The following is a 5,739-nucleotide window of genomic DNA, read 5'->3' on the forward strand; positions in this document are numbered from 1 at the left end:
GTCGGGTTATCAATGTCATCAATCAGCCGTTGCAAACAATAGAAACCAACCGGGCTTTTGTCTTGTCGGGATTCAGTCCCTGGGCGAGTCTGCGGGGCAAACTAACGGCAACATCGGTCGGCGGATACTCGCTGCGGCAGGGGTTGGTGGTTCTACAGTTCGTCGTCTGTCAGGCGTTACTGGTTGGGGCGCTGGTGGTGATGCGACAGATGCAGTTTATCCGGCAAACCGATCTGGGTTTTCAGCAGGATAATGTATTGATTGTCAACCTTCCTTTTTCCGAAAAGAAATCATGGCAGGCTTTCAAAAGCGAATTGAGCCAGTACCCAGACATCAAGGCGGTGACCTTACAATATAGACCACCCTCGGCCAAAGTCATGAACGGCGGCTCGTTCAAATTCGGCCCCAAAAATGACTGGACCAACTTCCCCGCCCGGGAGCGACTCGCCGACGCTGATTATCTAAAAACCTACAATTTACAACTGGTAGCGGGTCGTAACATCGTTGAAGGAGATTCGATTCGGGAGTATGTCATCAACGAAACACTGCTCCATAAGCTCGGCTTTCGTAATCCGCAGGACATTCTTGGCAAACGGATGCAATATTATTTATCGTCGGTGCCGCTGCCCATTGTCGGTGTCGTTAAAGATTTCCACCAACGGTCGTTGCATGAAGTGATTGGGCCTTGTTTTATTGCGTCGTTTCCCAACATGTATCGGCAGGCAGGCATCCGAATTTCAGGCGCATCGTCAACGCAGACGCTAGCCCATATTCGGAGCGTCTGGCAACGACTGTACCCAACCGATGTATTTGAGTACGAATTCCTGAACGATCAACTCGCGAAGTTTTACGAGACAGAAACGACCATTTCGCAACTCGTCAATGTATTCGCGCTGATGGCGATGGTCATCTGCGGACTTGGGCTGTATGGGCTCGTAGCATTCACGGTTGGGCAACGCACCAAAGAAATCGGTATCCGCAAAGTGCTAGGCGCATCGGTCGCCAGTATCGTTAGCCTACTCTCCAAAGATTTCCTGAAACTGGTTGTAGTCGCCATTGTTCTGGCTTCGCCCCTCGCCTGGTGGGCCATGAGCACCTGGCTACAGGGGTTCGCCTACAAGATCGACATTGCCTGGTGGGTGTTCCTACTGGCCGGTTTGCTGGCAACAGGTATTGCCCTGTTAACCGTGAGTTTCCAAAGTGTGAAAGCAGCCCTGATGAATCCGGTGAAATCGTTGAGGAGTGAGTAGCAGGAGTTCGTTTAAACAGCCTAGGGGTCATGTCAAGCGCTCCAGCCTCGTTACCCATTCATTAAAGTGTGGACACTCACGTCGTAAAACAGCTAGTGTTACATCTTTCAAGATCAGGATTCCATCGGCGATCTTGTTATATCCTGCACAAAGTGACAAAATACGCTTCGACGGAGCTGTAAGTGGGCTGTCGTTAATCTCTTCTGGTGTTTGGTACGCTTGTCTGATGGTAGTTAAACTACCTGCAGGCAATTCAGGATGGTCGAGTTGTAGCCAGTCTTCGGTATGTACTGGATCGGCAAAAAGTAACGCTTCAAACTCGTGCAGTTGCAAATAAGGAATGAATCGATGGTGGGCAATACGCTCGCCAAACGCCTGTTCGAGTCGTGAAACGCGGTCGTATGGGCGAAACAGTCGAGTTTCCTGAAAGGCTGGAAAGTGGCTATCTAAGCCATAAAGGTCAATCAATGTAGTATGCCAGGCAGTGGGGTCTTCACTGAGCCACTGTCTTATATCGAACTCAGCTTTTCCAAAGCTGGTATAGCCTCCCCGATGGCCTTTGCTGGTACGAAGCCGACGCACATCGGCATAAATTCCTAACGGGAGTAAATGTGGACGTAGAATTTGATTAACAAACTGTTCTTCGGCGTGCCCCTCAGCCGTTATGTTGAGTCGAATCATGGCGTACCACCAATTACATTTTTCTCCCACAAATCGCCTAAACTGTACTCGGTGAGCCAGGTAGCTAGTGCTTCAGTCTGTAGTCGCCGAAAAGTAGAATGCCCATCTTCACGATCAACGACAATAATATCATCGGGTGTAAATGCATTAACCAGATTAACACTTTGTGTTGAAACGATAACCTGTGTGCGCGATGAAGCTTTTTTCAGCAAACCCGCCAATAGAGCTAGCGCAGTAGGATGCAAACCCAGTTCGGGTTCATCTAAAAGAATCAGGCTGGGGAGTTTAGGTTGGAGAAGTAAGGTTGCCAGACAGATGAACCGTAATGAACCATCCGAAAGATCACTCGCGTTAAAGCGCATATCCGACCGATTGTCCTGCCATTCCAATAGAATTTTCTGCTCGTTGTATGGATTCGGTCGAAATACAAAATCACTAAAAAAAGGCAATACCAGTTTTATTGTGCTGACAATTCGTTCGTAATGCTTCAGCGACTTTTGCTGCATATACCACAGAAAAGCAGCCAGATTGCCTGCATCAGCCCGCAGAAAGGCAGTATCGTTTATATCACTAAACTTTTTAACCGGAGCTTCAGCACTCGTATCGTGAAAATGATATACCCGCCAGTCGAACAACACCTCCCGAATCAGGCGGCTAATCCAATAATTGTTTTTAAGTAATCCTGATTCTTTACTCCCGTCCGAGAGTGACTCACCTGATAAATCACCAGCACTAGTATAGACAGCGGAAAAGGCGTCTTCATTCTCAATAATCAACCGATCACTTTCAGCAACAATTAGATTCATTTGGTAATGAGCATCGCTAAGCAGCAAATGAATCTTAATTTCTTTAGTTTCCCGGCTTCCATAATGTAACAACTTATCCGCTCCACCTTTCACGGCGGTATAAACCTGTAAACGCTGGTTAATTATCTCATGGAGAAAGCGGAACAACTCGATAAAATTCGACTTGCCCGCTCCATTTTGCCCAATCAAAATATTTAGGTTTCGAATTGGCAGGTCGACACTCTGGATTGACCGAAAGCCGCTTACGAAAATTGACTGTAATGTATGTTGCCCATCCATACCCAAAACTACGCTTAATTTTTTTACCTCCTCTGCTTATGAAACTTCTTCTTGCTTAGAGCTATCCAGTAGAGGTTATGCGAGTGGAATCATACAAAATCATAGTCGATCAATAAAATCACATAAATCCCGGCGGGGCCGCCCGCGCGGTCAGACACTGTCCGCAACTGTCCGTCTGGCGTCCGTTTACGGACAACGCTTTCTATAAAAACAAAAATAACCACTGATAATCAAGTAGTTAATTTTTTGGTACAGCATTTGGACAACGTTGTATGGCGCCAATTACTGTATTCCTCATGCTACGCAATTATCTGCTGATCGCTTTTCGCAATTTGCGGAAACACAAGACATTCGGGTTTATCAACATTACCGGCGTTGCTGTAGGGCTGGCGTGTTTTCTGCTGATTGCGCTTTACGTGAAGGATGAGCTGAGCTACGACCGTTACAACACCAAGGCAGACCGTATCTACCGCGTTACCCGGACCTTCCTCTCGTCGGATGGAACTGCCTCGCTGAAACTGGCGCAGGCTGCACCGCCATTTGGCCCGCTGATTAAACAGGATTTTCCGGAGGCAGAGCAAGTCGTGCGCACAATCAGTAACGATGGGCTGGTCCGCTACGGCGAACACTCGTTCAACGAAGAGGACATGTACTTTGCCGAATCGAATCTGTTCAAGGTATTCGATTTTACTCTTGTTAGCGGAAACCCCGACCTTGCCCTGGTCAATCCGTTTTCGATCATGTTCTCCCGCCCAATGGCGGAGAAGTACTTCGGTAATGAGAATCCAATAGGGAAAACCGTTCGATTGAATAACCAGTTCGACATGACCGTTACGGGTGTTTATGAACCCTTACCCGCTCAGTCGCATTTTCATCCCACCATTTTAATTTCGCTCTCCACCTTTAACGATAACCGGGTTTACGGGGCTGAAGGGTTGAGGACGAACTACAGCAACAACTCCTTCAATACGTACCTATTACTAAGGCCGGGAGCTGATCCCAAACGCATCGAAGCGGCTTTCCCGGCGTTTCAGGACAAACATGTTCCGCCTGAAGAAGGGCGTAAAGCGTCACTCTGGTCAGTACTGAATCTGCAAAAACTCACCGATATCCACCTGCGTTCGCATACGGATTCGGAGGTGGAGCCAACCGGCGATATCAGTTATATCTATTTGTTTTCGGCCATTGGACTATTCATTCTGTTGATCGCCTGCATCAACTACATGAATCTGGCAACAGCCCGTTCGGCAGGGCGGGCCAAAGAGGTTGGGATGCGCAAGGTTGTAGGGGCTTTGCGCGCCCAGCTCATTGGTCAGTTTTTGAGCGAATCCGTTGTGCTGGTAACGATCGCCCTGGGCATTGCGAGTCTGCTGGTCGTTCTCTTTCTACCAGCCCTCAACGACTTCACGCATAAGCAACTGGTGTTTAAGCAATTGCTCGACCCAGGGTTTCTGGGCATTGTACTTGGTATTACGCTGTTGACAGGCCTGGTAGCGGGCAGCTATCCGGCGTTCTTCCTCACATCCTTCCGGCCACTGGGTGTATTGAAAGGACAGATTGCCTCCACCATGCGTACGGGCAAACTGCGTCAGGTGCTGGTTATAACCCAGTTCGCGATTGCCATTGTCCTGATTATCAGCACAGCGGTTGTTTACAACCAGATGAAGTACATTCAGGACTATCGGCTGGGTTATGCCAAAGATCAGGTCCTGCTACTACCAGATGTGGGCGATTCGACAACGAATTATGAAACCCTCAAACAGCAACTTATCCAGACGGGCGTTGTGCGGGATATGGGCCGCTCATCCCGAATTCCATCGGGTCGGTTACTCGATTCGTATGGGGCTATGGCCATGAAAGGCGACACGATGGCGCCGGTAAAAATTAACCTGCGTGGGCTGAGTGTCGATTACGATTTCATTCCAGCGTATCAGATTGGCATGGCTGCCGGACGAAACTTCTCCCGTTCCCATTCTACCGATACGTCGATGGTTGTGTTGAACGAAACGGCTGTTCGGCAATTAGGCTGGACGCCCGAACAAGCCATTGGTAAACCATTTCAGTATGGCCCCGCTAAGGGACAGATCATTGGTGTAACGAAAGACGTTCACTTTGAGTCATTACATCAGCAAATGGCCGCTCTGGCCATGATTCTGAGACCCGGCCAGCTCAATTGGCTGTCGGTTCCCCTGAAAGGCTCTGTCCCAGCCGCTTTACAGCGTGTTGAAACCGTCTGGAAGCAGTTCTTCCCGGAACGCCCGTTCGACTACCAGTTTCTGGATGCCCGATTCGACCGTCTTTACGCTCGTGAGCAGACACAGCAAACGCTGTTTAGCGTATTTGCGGGTGTGGCCATTCTGATTTCGTGTCTGGGCTTGTTTGGTTTGTCGATGTTCATGGCCGAACAGCGCACCAAGGAAATCGGCATTCGCAAAGTACTGGGCGCGTCGGAAGTGAGCCTGGTGGCCATGTTCTCAAAAGACTTTATGAAGCTCGTGGTTGTGGCGCTGCTTATTGCTTCGCCCGTGGCCTGGTACGCCATGCACACCTGGCTCAACGATTTCGCCTACCGCACCGACATTCACTGGTGGGTGTTTCTACTGGCTGGTGGACTCACCGTACTCATTGCCTTACTAACTGTGAGCTTCCAAAGCGTGAAAGCCGCCCTGACGAATCCGGTAAAGAGTTTACGAAGTGAATAAATTGCGCGGGGCAGGGAGCAC

General features: G+C 49.2%; 4 protein-coding genes. 2 read left to right on the plus strand and 2 right to left on the minus strand.

Annotation, left to right across the window (positions count from 1 at the left end; translation table 11 throughout):
- The coding region (locus ACYVGO_RS10200; RefSeq protein WP_460969165.1) for an ABC transporter permease at positions 1–1,250 on the plus strand (1,250 nt) is incomplete at its 5' end.
- 27 nt (positions 1,251–1,277) lie between these two features.
- Here the strand turns inward: ACYVGO_RS10200 and ACYVGO_RS10205 are convergent.
- Together ACYVGO_RS10205 and ACYVGO_RS10210 are read right to left on the minus strand one after the other, a co-directional pair.
- The gene (locus ACYVGO_RS10205) at positions 1,278–1,931 is read right to left on the minus strand and encodes a DUF4276 family protein (RefSeq protein ID WP_460969166.1); all 654 of its coding nucleotides are present in this window, start codon (positions 1,929–1,931) and stop codon (positions 1,278–1,280) included.
- Positions 1,928–3,016 (minus strand): AAA family ATPase, encoded by a 1,089-nt coding sequence (locus ACYVGO_RS10210; protein ID WP_460969167.1) that lies wholly within the window; start codon positions 3,014–3,016, stop codon positions 1,928–1,930. The genes ACYVGO_RS10205 and ACYVGO_RS10210 overlap by 4 nt, the downstream gene beginning before the upstream one ends.
- 296 nt (positions 3,017–3,312) lie before the next feature.
- Between ACYVGO_RS10210 and ACYVGO_RS10215 the strand changes: the two genes are divergently transcribed.
- A complete protein-coding gene (locus ACYVGO_RS10215; protein ID WP_460969168.1) occupies positions 3,313–5,718 on the plus strand; it encodes an ABC transporter permease in 2,406 nt (801 codons plus the stop codon).
- Positions 5,719–5,739 lie beyond the last annotated feature (21 nt).

It is taken from the genome of Spirosoma migulaei (assembly GCF_054776855.1).